The 20,131-nt window shown below is 58.3% G+C and carries 22 protein-coding genes and 1 tRNA gene; 10 read left to right on the top strand and 13 right to left on the bottom strand.

The window, feature by feature from the left end; translation table 11 throughout:
* Positions 1-8: 8 nt before the first annotated feature.
* The 3 genes from EOK75_RS12420 to EOK75_RS12430 all read left to right on the top strand — a co-directional run bounded on the left by EOK75_RS12420 (position 9) and on the right by EOK75_RS12430 (position 1,499).
* Positions 9-221, top strand: coding sequence for a phage head-tail joining protein (locus EOK75_RS12420; RefSeq protein ID WP_137194406.1), 213 nt, complete (start codon positions 9-11; stop codon positions 219-221).
* 2 nt (positions 222-223) lie between these two features.
* Positions 224-403: a hypothetical protein gene (locus EOK75_RS12425; protein WP_137194407.1), complete on the top strand. Its 180-nt coding sequence runs from the start codon at positions 224-226 to the stop codon at positions 401-403.
* Between the two features lie 208 nt (positions 404-611).
* On the top strand, positions 612-1,499 hold the full coding sequence (locus EOK75_RS12430; protein WP_240794105.1) for a tyrosine-type recombinase/integrase: 888 nt from the start codon (positions 612-614) through the stop codon (positions 1,497-1,499).
* Between the two features lie 8 nt (positions 1,500-1,507).
* Here the strand turns inward: EOK75_RS12430 and EOK75_RS12435 are convergent.
* The 5 genes from EOK75_RS12435 to EOK75_RS12455 all read right to left on the bottom strand — a co-directional run bounded on the left by EOK75_RS12435 (position 1,508) and on the right by EOK75_RS12455 (position 6,284).
* Positions 1,508-1,582, bottom strand: a tRNA-Glu gene (locus EOK75_RS12435).
* Between the two features lie 76 nt (positions 1,583-1,658).
* Complete coding sequence (gene recJ / locus EOK75_RS12440) at positions 1,659-3,404, bottom strand: single-stranded-DNA-specific exonuclease RecJ (RefSeq protein WP_137194409.1); 1,746 nt, start codon at positions 3,402-3,404, stop codon at positions 1,659-1,661.
* A gap of 106 nt (positions 3,405-3,510) precedes the next feature.
* A complete protein-coding gene (glpX, locus tag EOK75_RS12445) occupies positions 3,511-4,476 on the bottom strand; it encodes a class II fructose-bisphosphatase (protein ID WP_137194410.1) in 966 nt (321 codons plus the stop codon).
* A 122-nt stretch (positions 4,477-4,598) separates the two neighbouring features.
* A complete protein-coding gene (locus EOK75_RS12450) occupies positions 4,599-5,885 on the bottom strand; it encodes a homoserine dehydrogenase (RefSeq protein WP_137194411.1) in 1,287 nt (428 codons plus the stop codon).
* A gap of 87 nt (positions 5,886-5,972) precedes the next feature.
* On the bottom strand, positions 5,973-6,284 hold the full coding sequence (locus EOK75_RS12455) for a hypothetical protein (protein WP_137194412.1): 312 nt from the start codon (positions 6,282-6,284) through the stop codon (positions 5,973-5,975).
* 131 nt (positions 6,285-6,415) lie between these two features.
* Between EOK75_RS12455 and EOK75_RS12460 the strand changes: the two genes are divergently transcribed.
* Positions 6,416-7,012 carry a TetR/AcrR family transcriptional regulator gene (locus tag EOK75_RS12460; RefSeq protein WP_137194413.1) on the top strand — a complete coding sequence of 199 codons (597 nt, stop codon included), beginning with the start codon at positions 6,416-6,418 and terminating at the stop codon, positions 7,010-7,012.
* Between the two features lie 135 nt (positions 7,013-7,147).
* A complete protein-coding gene (locus EOK75_RS12465; RefSeq protein ID WP_137194414.1) occupies positions 7,148-7,471 on the top strand; it encodes an arsenate reductase family protein in 324 nt (107 codons plus the stop codon).
* A 46-nt stretch (positions 7,472-7,517) separates the two neighbouring features.
* Here the strand turns inward: EOK75_RS12465 and EOK75_RS12470 are convergent, their stop codons facing one another.
* From EOK75_RS12470 to thrS, 3 genes are all read right to left on the bottom strand, one after another.
* Positions 7,518-7,724, bottom strand: coding sequence for a cold-shock protein (locus tag EOK75_RS12470; RefSeq protein WP_050527642.1), 207 nt, complete (start codon positions 7,722-7,724; stop codon positions 7,518-7,520).
* Between the two features lie 217 nt (positions 7,725-7,941).
* Positions 7,942-8,214: a BufA1 family periplasmic bufferin-type metallophore gene (locus tag EOK75_RS12475; protein WP_137194415.1), complete on the bottom strand. Its 273-nt coding sequence runs from the start codon at positions 8,212-8,214 to the stop codon at positions 7,942-7,944.
* A 90-nt stretch (positions 8,215-8,304) separates the two neighbouring features.
* Positions 8,305-10,251, bottom strand: coding sequence for a threonine--tRNA ligase (gene thrS, locus EOK75_RS12480; RefSeq protein ID WP_137194416.1), 1,947 nt, complete (start codon positions 10,249-10,251; stop codon positions 8,305-8,307).
* A 144-nt stretch (positions 10,252-10,395) separates the two neighbouring features.
* On the opposite strand from thrS, the gene EOK75_RS12485 reads away from it, so the two are divergent.
* Complete coding sequence (locus EOK75_RS12485; protein ID WP_137195771.1) at positions 10,396-11,142, top strand: alpha/beta hydrolase; 747 nt, start codon at positions 10,396-10,398, stop codon at positions 11,140-11,142.
* A 56-nt stretch (positions 11,143-11,198) separates the two neighbouring features.
* Here EOK75_RS12485 and phaZ read toward each other — a convergent pair whose 3' ends face one another.
* On the bottom strand, positions 11,199-12,488 hold the full coding sequence (gene phaZ / locus EOK75_RS12490) for a polyhydroxyalkanoate depolymerase (protein WP_137194417.1): 1,290 nt from the start codon (positions 12,486-12,488) through the stop codon (positions 11,199-11,201).
* 104 nt (positions 12,489-12,592) lie between these two features.
* Here phaZ and phaC point away from each other — a divergent pair, with 104 nt between their 5' ends.
* The 3 genes from phaC to phaR all read left to right on the top strand — a co-directional run bounded on the left by phaC (position 12,593) and on the right by phaR (position 15,689).
* Positions 12,593-14,401: a class I poly(R)-hydroxyalkanoic acid synthase gene (phaC, locus tag EOK75_RS12495; RefSeq protein ID WP_137194418.1), complete on the top strand. Its 1,809-nt coding sequence runs from the start codon at positions 12,593-12,595 to the stop codon at positions 14,399-14,401.
* A 146-nt stretch (positions 14,402-14,547) separates the two neighbouring features.
* A complete protein-coding gene (locus EOK75_RS12500) occupies positions 14,548-14,994 on the top strand; it encodes a Phasin (RefSeq protein ID WP_137194419.1) in 447 nt (148 codons plus the stop codon).
* A 143-nt stretch (positions 14,995-15,137) separates the two neighbouring features.
* On the top strand, positions 15,138-15,689 hold the full coding sequence (phaR, locus tag EOK75_RS12505) for a polyhydroxyalkanoate synthesis repressor PhaR (RefSeq protein WP_137194420.1): 552 nt from the start codon (positions 15,138-15,140) through the stop codon (positions 15,687-15,689).
* Between the two features lie 18 nt (positions 15,690-15,707).
* Here phaR and EOK75_RS12510 read toward each other — a convergent pair whose 3' ends face one another.
* Genes EOK75_RS12510 through EOK75_RS12520 form a run of 3 tightly spaced genes read right to left on the bottom strand, consistent with a single transcriptional unit; the run spans position 15,708 to position 19,048 of the window.
* Positions 15,708-16,991, bottom strand: coding sequence for an NAD(P)/FAD-dependent oxidoreductase (locus EOK75_RS12510; protein WP_137194421.1), 1,284 nt, complete (start codon positions 16,989-16,991; stop codon positions 15,708-15,710).
* Complete coding sequence (locus EOK75_RS12515) at positions 16,988-18,343, bottom strand: glutamine synthetase family protein (protein WP_137194422.1); 1,356 nt, start codon at positions 18,341-18,343, stop codon at positions 16,988-16,990. The genes EOK75_RS12510 and EOK75_RS12515 overlap by 4 nt, the downstream gene beginning before the upstream one ends.
* A 24-nt stretch (positions 18,344-18,367) precedes the next feature.
* Positions 18,368-19,048 (bottom strand): type 1 glutamine amidotransferase, encoded by a 681-nt coding sequence (locus tag EOK75_RS12520; protein ID WP_137194423.1) that lies wholly within the window; start codon positions 19,046-19,048, stop codon positions 18,368-18,370.
* 135 nt (positions 19,049-19,183) lie between these two features.
* Between EOK75_RS12520 and EOK75_RS12525 the strand changes: the two genes are divergently transcribed.
* On the top strand, positions 19,184-19,501 hold the full coding sequence (locus tag EOK75_RS12525) for a DUF3775 domain-containing protein (RefSeq protein ID WP_137194424.1): 318 nt from the start codon (positions 19,184-19,186) through the stop codon (positions 19,499-19,501).
* Here the strand turns inward: EOK75_RS12525 and EOK75_RS12530 are convergent.
* A complete protein-coding gene (locus EOK75_RS12530) occupies positions 19,498-20,112 on the bottom strand; it encodes a glutathione S-transferase (protein ID WP_137194425.1) in 615 nt (204 codons plus the stop codon). The genes EOK75_RS12525 and EOK75_RS12530 overlap by 4 nt on opposite strands.
* Between the last annotated feature and the right edge of the window lie 19 nt (positions 20,113-20,131).

The raw sequence follows: 20,131 nt of genomic DNA on the forward strand, positions 1-20,131 counted from the left end.
GCGTTAAAATGGCTGACCTTGCCACACTTCTAACCCAGCTTGCGAAGCTGCAAGAAATCCGTGCATGCGGCACTCAAGCCGTGCGCTATGAGGGCAAAGAAATCACCTATCGCTCTGATGCAGAGATAGCAGCGGCAATTGGCGACCTTGAGCGCCAGATTGCCGCCGCGCAAGGGCGGACCATTCGCCAGGTCCGCTTCCATACCTCAAAGGGACTTTGACCATGGCAGGCAATCGCGCTCCACTCAAGCAATCAGAACTGACCCGCTACGCCAAAGCTATGCGGGCGGCGGGGTTTGATGCGTTTCGCATGGACGTGAAGCTTGACGGAACCGTGTCAATTACAACTGGAAAAATTGACGAAACGACTGGACCGAACCCCTGCGATAAGCTTTTGAAATGAGAAAGCCTAAGAAACCATTCCCCGGCGTGACTCGCGTTGTAGACCGCCACGGGCGCACCCGCTGGCGTCTCCGCAGTAGGGGCTTCAGTTGCTATCTATCGGGCACTTATGCATCTATCGAGTTCCGCGCAGCCTATGAAGCTGCGTTGAACACGGGGCCAAGGGGGTCAATCGCAGCACCACAGCGCCCGGCACAATCGCATGGCTGGTGGAGCAATACTTAGGCGGGGCCAAATATCGCAACCTGTCAGATAGCCGCAAGCGTTCGATCCGTGGTGAATTGGATTGGTTGCATGGGGTGGCAGGCGACTTGCCCTTTTCCCGTCTTGGCGTGAAGCATGTTGAGGCATTGATGGGGAAGAAATCGGGTCCGAGCGCCGCGAATACCGTCAAGAAAAACCTATCCATGCTGTTTAACTTTGCAATCAAGAATGAATATGGGATCATCCATAATCCCGCGAAGTATGCCGAGCGGATGAAAGAGAACCCAGATGGCTATCATACATGGACCGAAGCAGAGATTGACAAGTTTCTTGCTAAGTTCGGCCCCGGAACAAAGGCGCGGCTTGCTTGTTTGCTGGTGCTGAATACGGGAGCGTCACGCCAAGACCTTTCGCGCATGGGGTGGCAGAACGTCAACGCCGGACGCATAGCCTACAGGCGGGGCAAAACCCACGTTGAAGCCGATCTACCGATATTGGACGAGCTGCAAGCCGAGTTGGATTTGCTGCCGCACGGGGGAATGGTATTCCTTTGCTATGGCCCGAAACACTTGCCATATAAGCCGGAAACCTTGGGAAACTGGTTCCGTAAGCATTGCAAGGTGGCTGGCGTCCCCGGTTCATTGCACGGGCTGCGTAAGGCGGGTGCAACCCGACTGGCTGACGCTGGCGCAAGCCCTGATGAGATTCGGGCCTATCTGGCACACGCTACCAACCAAGAGGGCGCAACCTACACCAAGAAAGCTGATCGAGCGCGGCTTGCTGATAGCGGATTAGCGAAACTTACAGGCTCAAAGAACGAACATAACTTGTCCAACCTTGATGCAGGGTTGGACATAACCAACGCGCAACATATTGCAAATAAAGGGAAATAATGCAGAATTGGCAGTCCGTAGGGGAGTCGAACCCCTCTTCCCAGGTTGAAAACCTGGTGTCCTAACCGATAGACGAACGGACCGCGCTTTCTGTGAGGCAGTATTTAGATTGGGTTGCGGTGACTCGCAAGGGGTAAAAACCACATTTTTCGAAAATTTTCAGGCCCGGGCGACATCTTCCAATCTTAGTTGCACTTTGCTGCGCCCGCCGAAGGTATTGATCTCCAACCGGCCCGCCAAATGGAACCGTGCCGCGCCCGGATTTTCAAGCATTGGCCCTATTGGGCCATCAAATGCGCCAAAAGCGATGCCATCGATTCGGGCGCCCATGCCATCGCCAAAGCTGATGCGCAGATGGCTCTCGCCGACGCGGCGCGCGGTAACGCTTTGTTCGGCAAACGCAAAGCGCGGGGCGGGGGCGCCTGCACCGAAGGGGCCAGCGGCCTCTATCTGTTCGATAAAGGCGGGGGTTGCCGCCGAGGGCATCAACAACCCATCAAGCCGCAGGTCAGACGGGCCTGCCAAGCCTGCACCTTGTTTTGCCAAAAGTTCCGCGAGCCGTTCCATAGCGGCGGAAATCGCGGATTCGGCCACCGTCAGCCCTGCCGCCATCTTATGCCCGCCGCCGCGCAAGAAGAGCCCCTCGGCGGTCACGCGCTGGATTGCGGCGCCCAGATCCACGCCCGCAACCGAACGGCCAGAGCCCTTGCCCACGCCGTCCTCTATCCCGATGACCACAGCAGGGCGGCCGGTTGCCTCTTTCAGGCGTGCGGCCACGATCCCCACCACGCCGGGATGCCAGCCTGCACCTGCCGCCCAAACCAGCGGCCCGTCAAGCCCGCGTTCCTCGGCCTGCGCAAGGGCGGCCGCACGGACTGATGCCTCAATATCGCGCCGCTCGGTGTTGAGCATATCAAGACGTTCCGCCATCGCGGCGGCCTCGGCGGCGTTATCGGTGGCCAAAAGCCGTGCGCCCAGATCAGCCGCGCCGATACGCCCGCCGGCATTCACGCGCGGGCCCAGCAAGAAGCCCAAAGCATAGGTGTTGGGCGCCTGGTCCATCCGCGCGACATCCGCCAGTGCGCGCAGGCCAATCCGTTCGCGCCGCGCCATCACCTTTAGGCCTTGGCGTACAAGCGCGCGGTTCACCCCGATCAGGGGGGCGACATCGGCCACGGTCGCCAGCGCCACAAGGTCCAGCATCGCCATCAGGTCCGGCCCCTTTACACCGTCGGCGCGCAACTGGCGGTTCGCCTCGACCAGCATCAAAAACACGACCGAGGCGGCACAAAGATGCGCCAGATCGCCGCTCTCATCCTGCCGGTTCGGGTTCACCACGGCCAAGGCGGGGGGCAATTCCTCGGCCCCCAAGTGGTGATCGAGCACCAGCACATCCGCCCCCTTGGCGGCGGCAATCGGCTCATGGCTGATCGTGCCGCAATCGACACAGATAATCAGATCATGCGCCTTGGCCAAAGCCTCCATTGCGGGGACATTGGGGCCGTAGCCTTCGTCGATTCGGTCGGGGATATAGAGCGTGGCGGAATGGCCCATGGCGCGCAGCCAGACCAGTAAAAGCGCCGCAGAGGCGCCTCCATCCACGTCGTAATCGGCAAACACCGCGATGCGTTGCCGCGCCTTCAATGCGGCCAAAAAGCGCTTCGTCGCCTTGTCCATATCCTTGAGTGATAGCGGATCAGGCAGAAGGTCCCTCAGGGCAGGGGCCATATAGCTTGCGACCTCATCGGGCGATACGCCGCGCCGCACCAATGTAACGCAAAGCGCCTGTGGCAAGCCTGTGACCTGCGTCATTGCCTCGGCAAGGCGGCTGGTTTCCAGCTCCGGGCCGACCCAACGCCGACCGGTGGCCGAGGCCTCTACCCCCAAAAATGCGCGCTCATTCATGTTATGCCCCATGCTTCGACTTCATCCGGTTCTAGATACGCAAAAACCCGCGCCTTTGACAGGTGCGGGTTTCATAACGCGTGTTAATCGACGTTTGCGGTGCCGGTCACTTGACCGGGCTGCGATATGTCATGCGCCGCACCGACCCGGTTTTGGAACGCATCAACAGCGTTTCGGTCGTCAACCAGCCTGGCTCGCTTTTGATGCCCGCAAGGATGGAGCCTGACGTCACGCCGGTTGCGGCAAAGATCACATCGGCCGTGACCATTTCGTCGCGGGTATAAACGCGGTTCAAATCGGTGATACCGGCCTTGGCCGCGCGACCGCGTTCATCATCGTTACGAAACAGCAGCTTGCCGTAAATCTGCCCGCCCATACATTTCAACGCCGAGGCTGCCAACACGCCCTCAGGCGCACCGCCCGAGCCCATATACATGTCGATGCCAGTCGTCTCGGCCTCGGCGCAGTGGATAACGCCTGCGACATCACCATCCGTGATCAGGCGGATCGCGGCACCGGTGCTGCGCAATTCCTCGATCATTTCCTCATGGCGGGGACGTTCGAGCACGCAAACGGTGATGTCCTCGGGTTTGCAGCCCTTGGCTTTTGCCAGCGCATGGACACGCTCGGCGGGGCTCATCTCCAAGGTTACGGTATCCACGGCATAGCCCGGCCCGATCGCCAGCTTTTCCATGTAAACGTCCGGCGCATGAAGCAACGTGCCGCGCGGCGCCATCGCGATAACGGTCAGCGCATTGGGCATATCTTTGGCGGTCAGCGTGGTGCCTTCCAGCGGGTCCAGCGCGATATCCACCGCGGGGCCCTGGCCAGTGCCGACCTCTTCGCCGATGAACAGCATCGGAGCCTCGTCACGTTCGCCCTCGCCGATCACTACCACGCCCTTGATGTCAAGCAGGTTCAATTGGTCGCGCATCGCATTGACGGCCGCCTGATCCGCAGCTTTTTCATCACCGCGCCCGACCAGCTTGGCTGATGCCAGTGCTGCAGCCTCTGACACGCGTGCCAAGCCGAGTGAGAGCAAACGATCCTGAAATTCCTGTGCATCGGCCATAAGGCGCTCCTGTGATATGAGGTGTTTGGGTGTGGATTAAACGCCTGCCTTATGTATCACAAGGCCGAGAGCGCTAACACATTATCCGAAAGATCAAACATGCCCGCAGGACGTGCGCGGGGTCAGACCTCCTCAATTCGCAGGGCAACAGGTTCGCCAACCAGCACGCCCGCTTTGGCAAAACGTGCCAATGCGTCGTCGATATCGGTGCGGGTGGCCTTGTGGGTCACGATCAGCACCGGCGCTTGCCCGTCCGAATGGCCATATTGCCGCATCCGGTCGATAGAGATCCCAGCCTCGCCCAGGGCGGTGGCAATTTTGGCCAATGCGCCGGGCTTGTCCAGCAACGTCATGCGCAAATACCAAGGGCACGCCGCCGAGACCGCCGCCGCAACCGGCACCGTCAGCGCGGTCGCAGGCACGCCAAAGGTCGGAATTCGCAGCCCGCGCGCGATATCCACGACATCGCCCATCACCGCACTTGCCGTTGGCCCCATTCCGGCGCCAGCCCCGCGCAGCACGATCTGGCCCACGGAATCGCCTTCCAGAACCACCATATTCGTGCCGCCCGAAAGCTGCCCCAGCGGGCTGCCCACCGGCACGAGGCAGGGTGTCATCCGCTGTTCCAGCCCGCGGCCGGTCATCCGTGCCACGCCCAGAAGTTTGATCCGGTAATCCATATCGGCGGCATGGCGGATATCGTCGATGGAAATCGCACCGATGCCTTCCATTTCTACCGCATCAAAGGAAACCTGCGTGCCAAATGCAATCGAGGCCAGCAGTGCCAGTTTATGCGCAGCGTCAATCCCGCCGACGTCCAGATTCGGGTCGGCCTCAAGGTAGCCAAGCTGGCGGGCCTCTTCGAACACCTGCGCATAGGGCAGGCCCGCGTCTTCCATCCGGGTCAGGATATAGTTGCAGGTGCCATTCATCACACCCATCACGCGGCGCATTTCATTACCGGCCAAACCCTCGGTCAGGGTCTTGATAACCGGAATGCCGCCCGCAACAGCCGCCTCAAAACGGATCACACGGCCCGCGGCCTCGGCCGCAAGGGCAAGGGCGTGGCCGTGATGTGCGAGCAAGGCTTTATTGGCCGTCACAACATCTTTGCCAGCGGCCAATGCGGCCTCGGTTGCGTCGCGCGCGGGGCCCTCGTGGCCGCCCATCACCTCGATGAACAGATCCACATCATCACGTCGTGCAAGGGCCACCGGATCGGTTTCCCAGGCAAAGCCGGAAAGATCGGCATCGCGGTTCTTGGTGCGATCGCGGGCGGAGACGGCGGTGATCACCACTTCGCGCCCTGAACGGGCTGTCAGCATTGCTGCGTGCTTTTGCACGATCTGAACAACGCCGATACCCACCGTTCCAAGACCGGCCAGACCGATACGCAAAGGGGCAGCCATAAAATTCTCCATTTTTTCGGGGGCATGCTGTTGCGCAACTGTTAGCCTGTCATGCCCGCGCTTGCAACGCGGCAGGATGCGCTTTTGTCAGTTCGCCTGTGTAGGATGGGCCGCAACCGCAGCGGCCAGACGTGCCCGTGTTGCGGGGCTGTGGACCGGGCCGCGCATCGCTTTTGCCCGTGCGCGCAGACCGGCGGCACGCCCGGCCACATTATCGCGCGCAGATGCAGTTGCGCGTCCCGGCCCAGCTTGCGCAATCAGCCCCTCAATCGGGACAAGTTGCGGGGCCGCACCGCCGCTTGCAGGTTGTGATTGGATGGCGTCAAGCTGATCAAAGCCGCCGCAGCCGCCCAAAGCCGCAAAAAGGTACAGCACAAAGGGGAAAAGGGCAGGGCGCATTGCATGGGCTTTCGCAAAATAAGGTTCCCTACCTTTAACGCCCGCCCCGCCCCGCGGCAAGGATGCAGGTGCTTTGGCAAGATTGCGGATGTGCACCTTGAATTGAACGGGCATTCAGATAAGTTGGGCGCATGGCACGCAAAATCGGTTCCTCATCTGAAATTACCGGCCCGCGCATCCGTGACGCGGCGCTGCGGCTTTTTGCGCGGCACGGGTTTGCGGCGGTCTCTATGCGCCAGATCGCGGCAGAGGTGGGGGTGCAGGCAGGTGCGCTTTATCTTTATACTGCCGACAAGCAGGCGCTGCTGTTTGACCTGATGCAGGATCACATGACCGACCTGCTTTGCACCCTGCAAGCGCTTCCGCAATGCAGTGACCCGGCGGCACAGCTGGATCAATTCGCGCGATTTCACATCGGTTATCACCTTGACCGGCCGGATGCGGTTTTCATCGCCTATATGGAACTGCGCAGCCTTAGTCCTGAAAACTTTGCCGCGATAGAATCGCTTCGCCGCCGTTATGAAACCCACTTGCAGGAAATCCTTTCCGAAGGGGCCGCCAAAGGGGTGTTCACGCTCAGCGATGCCAAAATGGCCACGCTTGCGCTGATTGCGATGCTGACGGGGGTGACGAATTGGTACCGCGAGGGCGGGCGGCTTAGCCGGTCCGATGTGCAAACCCTTTACGCCGATATGGCCCTGCGTGCCGTCAGCGGGCCGCCCATTTAGGTATGGCAGGGCTATCCTTGGCGGCGTTTCCACCTATATTGGCACCCGAGTGGCTTTTGTTCGGCTGGACCCGCAAAGGCCTTTGAATTCAATGTAATGCGTGCGCAAGACCACGCGAACAAAAGGAAATCCGTCATGATCCTTTACGGCATCTCTACTTGCGATACCTGCAAGAAGGCGCTTAAGGCGCTGACCGCTGCGGGCCATGCCCCCGAATTTCGTGATGTTCGCGCGAACCCGCTCAGCGAGGCCGAAATCAACGAGTTTATTTCAGAGTTCGGTGGCGCCATCATCAACCAGAAGTCCACGACGTGGCGCGGGGCGACGGATTGGCTCAAGGCATGTGAGCCGGACGAGCAGTTAAAACAGCAGCCCACCTTGATGAAGCGCCCTGTTATTCGCGGTGATCACGGGCTGACACTGGGTTGGGATGAGGCAGTGCAGGCAAAATACCTGTAGTCCGGAAAACGGCCCGCAAGCAGCGGGCCGTTGCAGCCGAAACCCCTTAAAGCAAGCGCAGATCGCCGGCTGATTCCTTGCCGTCCCGACCTGATTGCAGCTCATAGCCGATCTTTTGGTTATCGCTCAGCCCGGTCAATCCCGCGCGCTCTACCGCCGAGATGTGGACGAATACATCCTTTCCGCCATCATCAGGCGCAATGAACCCATAACCTTTTGTGCCGTTAAACCATTTGACGGTGCCAGTTGGCATGCCGCTTCTCCTTCATCAATCCATCCCGTGGCGACATGCCGCGAGACCGTGTGGCAATTGATCCAAGGCGAAGATCACGCGCCCGAAGCCTTGCCGACACATCTAAAATCATGCCGAAACAGAAACAGAAATCAAGATACTTGTTGGTATTGTGCAAAATTCCGCGTTTGCCACGGCAGGGACTGCCGCAAGCATGCGAGTGAGGAGGCGCGTGGGATTATTCCTTGGGCAGGTCGCGGCCCAAGGGCTCCAAGCTGCCCATGCGGCCTTGGGGAAGCTCTAACGTGGTGCAGGTGCCGGCGGGAACCATTTTCCAGGCGTTGCCCTGATAATCCACGGTTGAGGTGCCAGCACCATCAACACCGTCGGCCTGACCGGCCAGTGCAACGCCATAGCATTTTTCCATGCCGCTTTGCGCCACCGCAGGGCCGGTTTGGCCCAGCATCATGCCAAACAATGCGATCATAAGCAGTTTGGAGTGCGTCATCATTCGAATTCCCCCTAAGCTGAAGTTTGCTGGCTGCCAAGCTACTCCGCGCCGATGCCAAAGGCAAAGGCGCGGAGCGTTCAGAACGCGTGGTTAGCGCATATCGGGCGGTGTTGCCTCATCGCGCAAAAGCGGCACGATTGCATCCAAAGTGCTGGCCTCGGTCTTGTTCTCGCCCAAACGACGCACCGAGACGGTTTTTTCTTCGACCTCGCGCATGCCGACGGCCAGGATAACTGGCACTTTGCCGACCGAATGTTCACGGATCTTGTAGTTGATCTTTTCATTGCGCAGGTCGACCTCTGCCCGCACGCCCGCTGCGGTCAGGGCTGCTGCCACTTCCATCGCGTAATCATCGGCATCCGAGACGATAGCAGCCACAACCACCTGACGAGGTGCGAGCCAGAACGGCAGTTTGCCCGCGTGGCTTTCGATCAAGATGCCGATGAACCGCTCGAATGAGCCGAGGCAGGCACGGTGCAGCATGATCGGCCGGTGTTTGTCGCCATCCTGGCCGATGTAATGCGCGTCAAGACGCTCGGGCAGGTTCGGGTCCACTTGCAAGGTACCACATTGCCAGTCGCGGCCAATCGCATCGGTCAGCACAAACTCAAGCTTGGGGCCGTAAAAGGCACCCTCACCCTCAAAAATCTCATAGGTGTGACCTGCCGCTTCAACCGCACCGGCCAAGGCCGCCTCGGCATAATCCCAGCTTTCTTCGGTTCCGATACGCTTTTCAGGGCGTGTGGAAAGCTTGATCCGCCATTTATCAAAGCCAAGATCGGCATAGACGGCCGACAGGAAGTCGATGAACTTCTTCGACTCTTCCTTGATCTGGCTTTCGGTGCAGAAAATATGCGCGTCATCTTGGGTAAAGCCGCGCACCCGCATGATGCCATGCAGCGCGCCCGAAGGCTCATAGCGGTTGCACGAGCCGAATTCCGCCATCCGCAACGGTAGATCACGATAAGATTTCAGGCCGACGTTGAAAATCTGCACATGGCAGGGGCAGTTCATTGGCTTAAGCGCGTTGACCGTTTTCTCGCGGGCGTGATCCTCGTCGACCTCGACGATAAACATATGCTCTTGATAGTTTTCCCAATGGCCCGAAGCTTCCCAAAGCTTGCGGTTCACCACCTGCGGCGTGTTCACCTCGACATAGCCATCGGCGCGTTGGCGGCGGCGCATGTAGTCTTGCAGCTCGGTATAGATCGTCCAGCCGTTCGGATGCCAAAAGATCTGGCCGGGGGCCTCTTCTTGCATGTGGAACAGGTTCATTTCGCGGCCCAGCTTGCGGTGGTCACGTTTTGCGGCCTCTTCCAGCATGGTCAAATGGGCGCGCAGATCGTCGCGGTTCTTGAAGGCCACGCCGTAGATCCGCTGCAACATTGCGCGGTTGCTGTCGCCGCGCCAATAGGCCCCCGCCAGCGACATCAGTTTGAAGCTATCGGCCGGAAGTTGCCCTGTGTGCTGTAAATGCGGACCACGGCAGAGGTCTTGCCAGTCGCCGTGCCAATACATGCGCAAAGGCTCATCGCCGGGGATGCTTTCGATCAGCTCTACCTTATAGGGTTCGCCCCGTTCCTCGTAGTAAGCGATCGCGCGGGCACGGTCCCACACTTCGGTGCGAACCGGATCGCGCAAGTTGATGATCTTCTTCATCTTTGCTTCAATCAGCGCGAGGTCTTCGGGGGTGAAAGGTTCGGCGCGGTCAAAGTCGTAATACCAGCCATCCTTGATGACCGGGCCGATTGTGACCTTTACATCGGGCCACAGCTCTTGCACCGCGCGGGCCATCACATGCGCAAAGTCATGGCGGATAAGTTCCAGCGCAGGGGCCTCATCGGCCAGCGTATTCAGGGCAATCGTCGCATCGGATGTGATCGGCCACTGCATATCAAAATGCGCGCCGTCGACGGTGGCGCTGATTGATTTTTTGGCAAGGCTGGGGGCGATGGATGTCGCGACTTCAAATGCGGTTACGCCGGCATCATACTGCCGAATATTGCCATCGGGAAAGGTCAGGGAAATCTGGGCCATCTGGGCCACCTCCTCGGTTTGGCGCCCACGATGCGCCCGGTTGCGGGTTTATATGCGTTCCAAATGACGAACAGTTTTGGAAATGTCAACCGCTTGGCCCGCGTGCAGCGCTGGTCTATGCTTGGGAAAAAGCTTGAGGACCGCATGTCAAACCCATCCTTCCTGACCACCCCGCAAAACCGCCGCATCGCTTACCATCAAACGCCGGGGGCCGGGCCGGGTGTCGTGTTCCTTGGCGGGTTCAAGTCGGATATGGAGGGCACCAAGGCCTTGCATCTGGAAGAATGGGCACGCGCAAGGGGGGCGGCCTTTTTGCGGTTTGATTATTCCGGTCATGGTTCGTCGTCTGGTGATTTTCTGGAAGGCGCGATTGGCGACTGGTTTGAGGATGCGCTGGCAGCCATCACCACGTTGACGAGCGGCCCGCAAATCCTTGTGGGGTCGTCGATGGGGGGGTGGATTTCGCTGCTGGTGGCGCGTGTTGTGCCGGAACGCGTGGCGGGATTCGTTGGCATCGCCGCCGCGCCTGATTTTACCGAAGATAGCATGTGGGACGGTTTCACGCCTGCGCAGCGTAGGGAACTGGCAGGCGGTCAGGTTGTGCTGCCTTCGGAATATTCGGATGAGCCCTATATCATCACCAAACGGTTGGTCGAGGAGGGGCGTGACCGTCTTGTCCTGCGTGAACCGTTGGAGCTGCCGTTCCCTGTGCGTCTACTGCAAGGCACTGCCGACGTGGATGTGCCGCCCTCGGTGGCATTGCGTTTGATGGATCACGCGACCAGCCCCGATTTGCGGCTGACCTTGGTCAAGGATGCGGATCACCGCTTTTCCACGCCGGATTGTCTTGATCTGGTTACGCAAACGCTTGAAGTCCTGCTGGACGGCTGATCAAACGCACAAAGCCCCCGCGAATGCAGGGGCTTTGTGTTTGACTTCAGCGGGGGTCAGGAAGCGGCTTTTACCGCAGCAACCGCAACCGGCTTGGATTTCTTTGGTGGTGTGTCGCCAGAGTTGGCGTCAATGAAGTCCAGCACCAGCGGGCGAATGTTCAAGCGCCAGCTTTTGCCTGCGAAGATCCCGTAGTGGCCTGCGCCGGGCTCCAGATGGCTTGCTTTCTTGCTGTCGGGCAAGCCTGTGCACAGATCCAGCGCCGCAATACATTGGCCGGGGGCCGAAATATCATCATTCGCGCCTTCAACCGTCATCACGGCAACCCGTGTAATCGCACCGATATCGACTCGTTTGCCGTTAATCTCAAACTCGTTCTTTGCGATTTCACCGTTTTTGAACAAGCGTTCGACGGTAGAGAGATAAAATTCTGACGTCATATCCATCACCGCAAGGTATTCATCATAGAAGCGGTTGTGGGCGTCATGGTCAGAGGCTTCGCCACGCGCCACACGCATAATCTGTTCTTGGAAGGCTTTGCTGTGGCGTTCTGCATTCATCGAGATGAAGCTTTGAAGCTGCAAAAGGCCCGGATAAACCAACCGGCCCGCACCCTTATAGGTAAAGCCGACACGCTGGATCGCGGCTTGCTCCAACTGGCCCATCGTCACGCGGCGGCCAAAATCGGTTACCTCGGTCGGGGCCGCATCAGGATCGACCGGGCCACCGATCAGCGTCAAGCTGCGCGGTTGTGCCTCTGGGTCTTCGGCGGCAAGATAGGCGGTTGCGGCCAATGCCAAGGGCACGGGCTGGCACACGGCGATCACATGTGTGTCGGGGCCAAGTTCACGCATAAAATCAACGAGATAGAGGGTATAATCCTCAATGTCGAATTTGCCTTCGGAAACGGGAATGTCGCGTGCGTTATGCCAGTCGGTTACATAGACGTCGCAGTCGACCAGCAAGCTTTTGAGGGTGGAGCGGAGCAGGGTCGCGTAATGCCCCGACATAGGTGCCACCAGCAAAACCTTGCGCTTCAACGGTTCGCGGCGGCGCACCGAGAAATGCAGCAGGTCACCGAAGGGACGCTCCACCACCTTTACGATATCAACCAGATGATCCTGACCATCCGTCCCAACAACGGACCGGACCGCCCAGTCGGGCTTGTCGACCATACGCGCAAATGTCCGTTCCATGACCTCGCCCCAAGCGGCCGTCATACGGATCGTTGGATCCATCGAAAGCGCGAAGAGAGGATAGGTGGCCATCGCCTTGGCCGTAGCGCCGATCCACTCATTCGTGTTTCTGGCACTTTCCATCAGGTCGTAGGTCATCATATACTTCATAGCATCTCCAGGGCCGTCAAGGTTGGGGCGATAGGGCTGTGGTTCCAAATTTGAAGCACATCCGCCATGCTGCGCTGCAGCGAATATAGGGGGGAAATATTAAAATGGCAACAACGCAGAATGAGAGCAACGAAAGTTTGGCCCGGCTTAACGCCAATCTGGCGAAAGTTGAAGAGCTTTCAAAACGCCTGACTGCAGCGCTTTCGCAACGTCAACCGGCAGATCCGGCGCTTTCTGGCCCTAGCCAGGATGTCTATATGAAAGCCGCAAGCGCTTATGTTTCCGAAATGATGCAAAACCCTTCGCGGATGATAGAGAGTCAGGTCAGTTATTGGGGTAAGACCCTCAAGCACTACGTGGATGCGCAAAGTGTTTTGATGCAGGGGGAAGTTAAGGCCCCTGTCGATACATCCCCCAAAGACCAGCGGTTTGCCAACCCGATGTGGGATGAAAACCCGTTCTTCAACTATCTTAAGCAGCAATATTTGCTGAATGCCGAAATGGTTTCCGAAACAGTGAGCGGGTTGGAGAACATGGATCCGGCCGAGCGAAAGCGGGTGGAATATTTCACCCAGCAGATCGTGGATATGATGTCGCCGACCAATTTCTTCGGGACCAACCCTGACGCGCTGGAACGGGCAATGGCCACGGATGGCGAAAGCCTTGTTGCCGGGCTTGAAAACCTTGTCCGCGATATTGAGGCGAATAACGGCGACCTGCTGGTGAATCTGGCGGATAAGTCCGCCTTTAAAGTCGGTGAGAATATTGCCACCACCCCCGGCGCGGTGGTTTACCGCAACAAGATGATGGAGCTTATTCAATACAGCCCCACAACAGAAACCGTGCATGATATCCCGCTGGTCATCTTTCCGCCGTGGATCAACAAATTCTATATCATGGACCTCAAGCCACAGAACAGCTTGATCAAATGGATCGTGGACCAAGGGTTCACGCTGTTTGTCGTCTCATGGGTTAATCCCGATTACACCTATGCTGATGTCGGGATGGATGACTATATCCGTGACGGCTATTTGCGGGCGATGGCCGAGGTGCGGCGGATTTGCGGCACCAAACAGGTGAACGCCGTGGGCTATTGCATCGCGGGGACGACGCTTTCGCTGACTTTGGGGCATCTGGCCAAGGCGGGGGATAATACCGTCAAATCGGCGACATTCTTTACCACCCTGACCGATTTTGTCGATCCGGGAGAGGTCGGCGTCTTTTTGACGGATGATTTCGTTGATGGCATCGCGCGGCAGGTGGAGGTTGACGGGATACTGGACAAAACCTTCATGTCGCGCACATTCTCCTATCTGCGTTCCAACGACCTGATCTATCAGCCGGCAATCAAAAGCTACATGATGGGTGAGGCCCCGCCTGCCTTCGACTTGTTGTTCTGGAACGGGGATGGCACCAACCTGCCTGCCAAGATGTCGGTCGAATATATTCAGGGTCTTTGCCAGCAAAACGGTTTAGCAAAGGGAGAGTTCCCTGTCTTTGAGGAGCCGGTGAAGCTGTCCGATATCAAGCTGCCGATCTGTGCGATTGCCTGTGAGACCGACCATATTGCCGCGTGGAAAAGCAGCTATAATGGCATGGCGCAGTTTGGCTCCAAGGATAAAACCTTTATCATGGCGCAGTCGGGCCATATCGCGGGCATTGTGAATCCGCCGAGCAAAAAGAAATACGGGCATTACACCAATGACGCCCCGCTTACGACACCTGAGGATTTCCTCGCCGACGCCACCTTCCATGAAAAGCAAAGTTGGTGGCCGACATGGGGGGCATGGCTTGCAAAGCAGTCGGGCACGCAGGTGGAGGCGCGCGCGCCGGGCGGGCCGGACAACCCTGTACTGGCCGCGGCTCCGGGCAGTTATGTGGGGGCAGTGCCTGTAAAAAGGGGTGAAAGCTAACCTAAGGGAAGTTTTTGTGTTTTGCCCTGAATGGGTTAGCGCATCAAAAATGCTGCATTGCAGAATAAGGCTTGCAATGCCGCACTGCAGCATGTATATCTTTCTCAAGGAAACGCGGAAGCTTCCGCCGATTAGGAGAATTTGAAATGACTAAGACACCAGACATGACGAAAATGGTTCAAGACATGATGGCTTCGTTCCCAACTGACAATTCTGCGTTCCAGAACGCATTCAAAAGCCAGGCTGCAATGGCTGAAAAGCTGTCCAAAGTTGCCTTTGAAGCTGCTGAAAAATCCACCGAGATTTCCTCCAAGTGGACAAAAGACGCAATTGCCAAAGCAACCAACGTGACAGCTGCTAAAGCTGATCCAGCTGAATACAGCAAAGCTGCAAGCGATTTCGCTTCTGCTGCTGCTGAAATGGCTTCCGACAACATGGCTGCTTTCGCTGAAGTTGCGAAAAAAGTTCAGATGGAAACTGTTGAACTGATGCTGGCTGCTGGCAAAGACATGACCGAAGAAACCACTGCTGCAGTGCAAAAAGCAACGTCTGACGTTCAGTCGGCTGCGAAAAAAGCAACAGCTTCGAAATAAGCCAACCGGCTTTGGCCGCGTCCGGCTTCCTCCCAGCTGTTTGATGCGCCATGGGCGGGCTTCATTAGAAGCCCGCCCTTTTCTTTCTTTCTGCACTAGCCTAAGCTTTTGCGGCAGTGCAACATTTCCAAAAGGGGGGCGTCATGGCCGAAACCGATAAACCGCTACTTATAAAGCGCTACGCCAGTCGCCGCCTGTATAATACCGAAACCTCGGATTATGTGACGCTGGAGGATATCTCCGGTTTTGTGCGATCTGGGCGCGAAGTGCAGATCATTGACCTGAAATCGGGTGATGACCTGACGCGCCAGTATTTGTTGCAGATTGTGGCAGAGCATGAAAGCAAGGGGGAGTCGGTCTTGCCGACCAATGTGCTGAATGATCTGGTGCGCAGCTATACCACCGGTGTCAGCTCTATCGTGCCGCAGTTTCTGGCCTCCTCATTCGATATGCTGCGCAACAGCCAGTCGAAGATGGTCGAAAACATCACCAAGGTGCCGCATCCCATGGCCACGGTTCCGGGGTTTGACGCGATGCGCAAACAGCAAGAAGCCTTCCTGAAATCGATGATGGGCGGCGTTCCGGGCTGGGTTGGTACAGACGACCCCGAAGAGACGCCAAGCAAGGAAGCGGATGAGCTGCGCGAGATAAAGGCGCAACTCGCAGAATTGCAAAAGAAGCTTTCCAAAATGTAAGGCCGGACGGGCTTGGCGCTAGATGCCAAGCCTGTCGCGCATGCTGTACCATGTCATAGCGGCGGCCAGAAGTGGCCAGCGCAAGGCAGCTCCGCCGGGAAAACGCGGCTGGGGCAAGGCGGCAAGCACATCAAACCCGCTTGCCTGCCCTTGCACCGTCTGCGCCAAAAGCTTGCCCGCCAACGTGGCCATCGCCACCCCATGCCCCGAATAGCCCGAGGCAGAAACCACATTTGGATGCGTCCGGACAAAGCAGGGCATCCGGTTGCGTGTAATCGCCAAAGTGCCGCCCCAAGCATAGTCGATCTTTACATCGCGCAACTGGGGGTACACCTCCAGCATCGGCTTGCGTACGGTTTTCAAAATATCGGGAAAGCGGTAGCCATAACTTTCCCCCCCGCCAAAGAGCAGACGTTTATCATCTGACAAGCGCCAGTAGTTCACCACAAATTTAGTATCCGCCACGGCCACATTGCGCGCCAGAATGCCTGCGGCATCGGCGCCCAAAGGCTCTGTTGCGACGATGAAATTGTTGATGGGCATCACCCGAGCGGCGACCTTTTGGTCCAGCCCCGCCAAATAGCCGTTGCCCGCCAAGATCACATGGTTGCAGCTAACGCGCCCCGTGCCGGTTTGCACGATTGCGCGCGGCCCGTGGGTGATCTGATGCACCTCGGATTGTTCGTATATCGTGGCGCCCGCCTTGGCCGCCGCTTTGGCCAGTCCCAAGGCAAAATTCAACGGATGCAAATGCCCCGCACCCATATCCAGATCGCCACCCTTGAAGGCCGCAGATCCGATCAGCCCGTCGGGCAAGGGCGCGATCCGATCATAGCCGTAATCACGCTCCAGCTTTTCGGCATAGCGGCGGGCGTGGGCGACCTCTGCATCACTATAACATGCATGGGCCACACCGGCGTGAAAAGGCAGGCCCATTCCGGCGGCCAGATCGCGCACAAGCTGCTTGGCCTCCTCACCCATATCCCACATGGCGTGGGCGGCATCTTTCCCCGCCAGCTTTTCCAGTGCGTCTTGTTCCAACCGCTGGCCAGAGCCGACCTGCCCCCCGTTGCGCCCCGATGCGCCAAAGCCAACACGGTGCGCCTCCAAAAGCACCACGCTTAACCCCGCCTGCGCACAATGCAGCGCCGCCGACAGCCCGGTATAGCCGCCGCCAATGATGCAAACATCCGCCGTCACCTGTCCTTTCAGGGGCGCAAAGCGTTCCCCCTCGGTTGCGGTCGCGGCATAGTAAGAGGCCGGATATTCACCCGGCCGGTCATTGGCGTGCAATAGGTTCATACGTTCAACAACAGGTGTTCACGTTCCCACGGGCTGATAACCTGTTGAAACTCTTTGTATTCGTTGCGTTTGACGGAATCGTAAACCCGGCAGAATTCAGGCCCGAGGACCTCGCACAGGGTCGTGTCCAGCTCTAGCAGGTCAAGGGCGTCATTCAGCGTATAGGGCAGATCCGTCTCGATGTTATAGGCGTCGCCTGTGCACTCTGCACGCGGGGGCTTGCCCTCAATCAACCCTAGGTAACCACAGGCAAGGCTGGCGGCGATACCAAGGTAGGGGTTGCAATCCATGCCCGCAAGACGGTTTTCGACGCGCCGCGCCTCTGGCCCTGAAATGGGCACGCGAAGGCCGGTTGTGCGGTTGTCACGGCCCCATTCAAGGTTGATAGGTGCTGCAAAATCCGGAACATAGCGCCGGTAGCTGTTCACATAGGGCGCAAGCAAAGCGACCGCCCCCGGCAGGTGGTTCTGCATCCCCGCGATGAAGTGCAAGAACGCGTCGGTCTCTGTCCCGTCGGGCGCGGAAAAGATGTTCTTGCCGGTGCTCATGTCCACGACCGAATGGTGGATATGCATCGCCGATCCCGGCTCCCCCTCAATCGGTTTGGCCATGAAGGTGGCAAAGCAATCATGGCGAAGGGCGGCTTCACGGATCAAGCGTTTGAAAAAGAAGATCTCATCGGCCAGCCGGATCGGATCGCCATGGGCGAGGTTGATCTCTACCTGACCGGCCCCGCCTTCTTGCAAGATGCCGTCGATCTCCATGCCCTGCGCTTCGGCAAAGTCATAAATATCATCGATTACCTTGCCGTATTCATCGACCGCACTCATCGAATAGGCCTGTTTGCCCGCAGCGCGGCGGCCAGAGCGCCCCATCGGGGGCAAAACCGGCATGTTCGGATCAAGGTTGCGGGCCGTCAGGAAAAACTCCATTTCCGGCGCCACAACCGGCACCCAGCCTTTGGCCTTATACAGGTTCAGCACATGTTTCAGCACATTGCGCGGGGCGGTGGCGATTGGATTGCCCTGCTGGTCTTGGGCGTCATGGATCACCTGAACCGTCACGTCCGCCGTCCATGGGGCGGCTGTGGTGGTTGCGTAATCAGGCACCAAAACCATGTCAGGTTCTGTGAATTGCCCGCCGGGGTTTGACGCCCATTCGCCGGTGATGGTCTGCAAAAAGATAGAGTTGGGCAAATAGTAATTCGCCTGCGTCGCAAACTTTGATGCGGGCATAGCCTTGCCGCGCGCCACACCTGCGATGTCGGCGATAATGCATTCCACCTCGTCCAAACGCCGCCCTGCGATATATTCGTGTGCGGCTTCGGGGATGTTGTCGGTCCACTTGGTCATTACAACGCTCCGGTCCTTGAGAAATCAGCCCCTCGGCTGCTTGAAGAAAGCGGCGATCCGCGCGGCCATAGCAGCATCACCCAAAGGCTGCGCCAGCTTGGCAGTGGCTGCCGCCAAAAGATCATCCGGCACCACGCCCTTGCCGCGCGTGTTTATCAACCCGTCCACGAATGCGGGGCGAAACTCGGGGTGGGGTTGAACGCTGAACATCCGGTCATCATAAAGCAAGGCGGCATTGGCACAAAAGGCATTGCTGCCCACGACCTCGGCGCTGTCCGGCTTGGCTGTGACCTGATCCTGATGCCAAGCATTTAGCACCACCGGTGTGCCGTCAAAATCATATTCTGTCGCGCCAACGGCCCAGCCCTCGGGGTATTTTTCGACCCGACCGCCCATTGCCTGCGCCATAATCTGATGCCCGAAGCAAATGCCGACCATGGGTACATGGGCTGCATAAGACGCGCGGATGAACGCTTCGAGCGGGGGGATCCACGGGTGATCCTCATAGGCGCCATGCCGCGAGCCGGTGATCAACCAGCCATCCGCGGCGTTCACGTCGGGCGGGAATTCCCCGTCCAGTACACGCCATGTTTTGAATGTTAGGCCTTGTTCCGCCAGCAGGCGTTGGAACATGTCCGGGTAATCCCCCATCTCAGCCATAAGCTGGTCAGGCGAGAGGCCGGTTTGCAAAATACCGATCAGCATAAAATCCCTATGCGGTTGATGGCTTGAGACTATCCGCTTCCTCCCCTTATCGGCAAGAGGGAAACACTGCGATCCCCCTTGCTCTGGCCCGCGTCCTGTCGCACCATGGGACAAAGCGAATTAAGGACACCCCTCATGATTGATATCAGCCCCAGTAAAGTCGTCCACATCATCTTTCAGGCCCGCGAAGGGCATATAGTCTCGGCAGAGCTTTCCGCCTTCATCGAAAATCTGAATGTGGATGAGCAAGACCACCTGACGGCCATTGCATGGGTCGGGCGCGGCAGCTTTGATGCCGAGGATTACGCCGAGGCGCTGGCCACCGCACGGGCCGAGAAAACCGTACCCACGGCGGATTATCTGATGGGCATGCCGCATCTGGCCGAAAACCTTGAGGCGGGTCTGGATGCTTTGGGCATTGATGTCGATGGTGAGGAAGAAGACCTGCTTTAGGCGGTTGAGGGGGCGGGCCCTTCGACCCAAAGCGGGCGTTTGACCATCACCGCATCGAACCTGTCAGAGGCAAGGAAGGCGGCCAGCCATGCCTGTACTTTGGGCCATGGCTGCGCATCAAACCATGGCTTGTCCACAAAGGCGAACTGGCGCACGAAGGGCAGTATCGCGTAATCGGCAAGGCTGGCGCGGTCGAAAACCCACGCGCCCAGTGCCATTTCCAGATCATCAAAGAAGGCCACTGCCGCTCTGCGGGCCTCTGCCACATCGCTTGACGGGTGGCGGCTTGCGTATTTCACCCGGTCGAGCGCGCCTTTGAAGGGCCCATCGGCGCGCGCAATCCAGTCGTGGCCCGCCTCGGGCATTTGCAACCAGCCCTCGGGGTCGTTTTGGCGCAAGGCCCAAAGCATGACATCAAGGCTTTCGTCGATCCCCCCGCTGTCCGTGACCAGACAGGGCACCGTTGCCGAAGGGGAGGCGGCCAGAAATGCTGCAGGTTTGCTGCGCAGCAAAATCTCGCGCATCTCAACCTCAACCCCTGACACATGCAGCGCCAAACGGGCGCGGATCGCATAGGGGCAACGGCGAAAGGAATAGAGAATAGCGGTCATTTGCTTTGCGTTTTCTGGG

It is taken from the genome of Pseudorhodobacter turbinis, assembly GCF_005234135.1.
Taxonomy (GTDB): Bacteria; Pseudomonadota; Alphaproteobacteria; order Rhodobacterales; family Rhodobacteraceae; genus Pseudorhodobacter; species Pseudorhodobacter turbinis.

What these genes read in the sequence shown, in the direction of transcription:
- EOK75_RS12475 (WP_137194415.1), bottom strand. Translation starts at nt 8,214, where the DNA reads ATGATGACGCACTCCAAACTGCTTATGATCGCATTGTTTGGCATGATG.
- EOK75_RS12520 (WP_137194423.1), bottom strand. Translation starts at nt 19,048, where the DNA reads ATGCTGATCGGTATTTTGCAAACCGGCCTCTCGCCTGACCAGCTTATG.
- phaZ (WP_137194417.1), bottom strand. Translation starts at nt 12,488, where the DNA reads ATGAAGTATATGATGACCTACGACCTGATGGAAAGTGCCAGAAACACG.
- EOK75_RS12510 (WP_137194421.1), bottom strand. Translation starts at nt 16,991, where the DNA reads ATGAACCTATTGCACGCCAATGACCGGCCGGGTGAATATCCGGCCTCT.
- EOK75_RS12450 (WP_137194411.1), bottom strand. Translation starts at nt 5,885, where the DNA reads ATGGCTGCCCCTTTGCGTATCGGTCTGGCCGGTCTTGGAACGGTGGGT.
- EOK75_RS12525 (WP_137194424.1), top strand. Translation starts at nt 19,184, where the DNA reads ATGATTGATATCAGCCCCAGTAAAGTCGTCCACATCATCTTTCAGGCC.
- recJ (WP_137194409.1), bottom strand. Translation starts at nt 3,404, where the DNA reads ATGAATGAGCGCGCATTTTTGGGGGTAGAGGCCTCGGCCACCGGTCGG.
- EOK75_RS12500 (WP_137194419.1), top strand. Translation starts at nt 14,548, where the DNA reads ATGACTAAGACACCAGACATGACGAAAATGGTTCAAGACATGATGGCT.
- phaC (WP_137194418.1), top strand. Translation starts at nt 12,593, where the DNA reads ATGGCAACAACGCAGAATGAGAGCAACGAAAGTTTGGCCCGGCTTAAC.
- EOK75_RS12465 (WP_137194414.1), top strand. Translation starts at nt 7,148, where the DNA reads ATGATCCTTTACGGCATCTCTACTTGCGATACCTGCAAGAAGGCGCTT.
- EOK75_RS12455 (WP_137194412.1), bottom strand. Translation starts at nt 6,284, where the DNA reads ATGCGCCCTGCCCTTTTCCCCTTTGTGCTGTACCTTTTTGCGGCTTTG.
- EOK75_RS12420 (WP_137194406.1), top strand. Translation starts at nt 9, where the DNA reads ATGGCTGACCTTGCCACACTTCTAACCCAGCTTGCGAAGCTGCAAGAA.
- EOK75_RS12460 (WP_137194413.1), top strand. Translation starts at nt 6,416, where the DNA reads ATGGCACGCAAAATCGGTTCCTCATCTGAAATTACCGGCCCGCGCATC.
- EOK75_RS12530 (WP_137194425.1), bottom strand. Translation starts at nt 20,112, where the DNA reads ATGACCGCTATTCTCTATTCCTTTCGCCGTTGCCCCTATGCGATCCGC.
- thrS (WP_137194416.1), bottom strand. Translation starts at nt 10,251, where the DNA reads ATGGCCCAGATTTCCCTGACCTTTCCCGATGGCAATATTCGGCAGTAT.
- EOK75_RS12470 (WP_050527642.1), bottom strand. Translation starts at nt 7,724, where the DNA reads ATGCCAACTGGCACCGTCAAATGGTTTAACGGCACAAAAGGTTATGGG.
- glpX (WP_137194410.1), bottom strand. Translation starts at nt 4,476, where the DNA reads ATGGCCGATGCACAGGAATTTCAGGATCGTTTGCTCTCACTCGGCTTG.
- EOK75_RS12485 (WP_137195771.1), top strand. Translation starts at nt 10,396, where the DNA reads ATGTCAAACCCATCCTTCCTGACCACCCCGCAAAACCGCCGCATCGCT.
- phaR (WP_137194420.1), top strand. Translation starts at nt 15,138, where the DNA reads ATGGCCGAAACCGATAAACCGCTACTTATAAAGCGCTACGCCAGTCGC.
- EOK75_RS12425 (WP_137194407.1), top strand. Translation starts at nt 224, where the DNA reads ATGGCAGGCAATCGCGCTCCACTCAAGCAATCAGAACTGACCCGCTAC.
- EOK75_RS12515 (WP_137194422.1), bottom strand. Translation starts at nt 18,343, where the DNA reads ATGACCAAGTGGACCGACAACATCCCCGAAGCCGCACACGAATATATC.